The following is a 679-nucleotide window of genomic DNA, read 5'->3' on the forward strand; positions in this document are numbered from 1 at the left end:
GATGGCGGTCTCGAGATCCGGGTGTTCGACCGCCTGGATCAGCCCGAGGTGGCGCTCGGGCAGGGTCAGGTCGCCGCGCCGGGGCAGGGCGCCCAGCACCGGCAGGCCGGCGCGCTCCATGCCGAGCCGGGCCAGCCGCTCGTGCCGGGGCGAGGCCACACGGTTCAGGATCACCCCTGCGAAGGGGAGGCCGGGCAAGTAGTCGCGGAACCCAAGCGCGGTGGCGGCGGCGCTCTGCGCCTGCCCGCTCACGTCGATCACCAGCACCACCGGCCAGCCCATGGCCTGTGCGGTCTCGGCGCTCGAGCCGAAGCCCTGCTGCCCGCGCGTGGCCACCCCGTCGAAGAGCCCCATGGAGCCCTCGGCGACGCAGATCCCGGCGCCCTCTGCCTGCGCGGCAATGGCCTGCCAGAGCGACGGCCCCATGGCCCAGCCGTCGAGGTTGAAAGACGCGCGCCCGCTGGCGGCGCGGTGAAAGGCCGGGTCGATGTAGTCGGGGCCCGACTTGAAGGGCTGCACCGCGAGTCCGTCCTCGGCCAGTGCCCGCAGCAGCCCCAGCATCACCGTGGTCTTGCCGGTCCCCGACGATGGGGCCGAGATCAGCAGGCCCGGCACCTCAGCCATTGCCGCCACCCTCCGCCTCGGGGGTCCAGCCGCGCCACGGGCTTTCCGCGCTTTG

The 679-nt window shown here is 73.9% G+C and carries 1 protein-coding gene; it reads right to left on the minus strand.

Features of this window, described 5'->3' with window-relative positions; all coding sequences use genetic code 11:
- Positions 1–624, minus strand: a 624-nt coding sequence (locus HC022_RS28190) for a cobyrinate a,c-diamide synthase (protein WP_167454559.1), incomplete at its 3' end; no start/stop codon positions are given.
- Positions 625–679 lie beyond the last annotated feature (55 nt).

Origin of the sequence: Salipiger sp. HF18 (assembly GCF_011806505.1) — a bacterium.
Lineage (GTDB): Bacteria > Pseudomonadota > Alphaproteobacteria > Rhodobacterales > Rhodobacteraceae > Salipiger > Salipiger thiooxidans.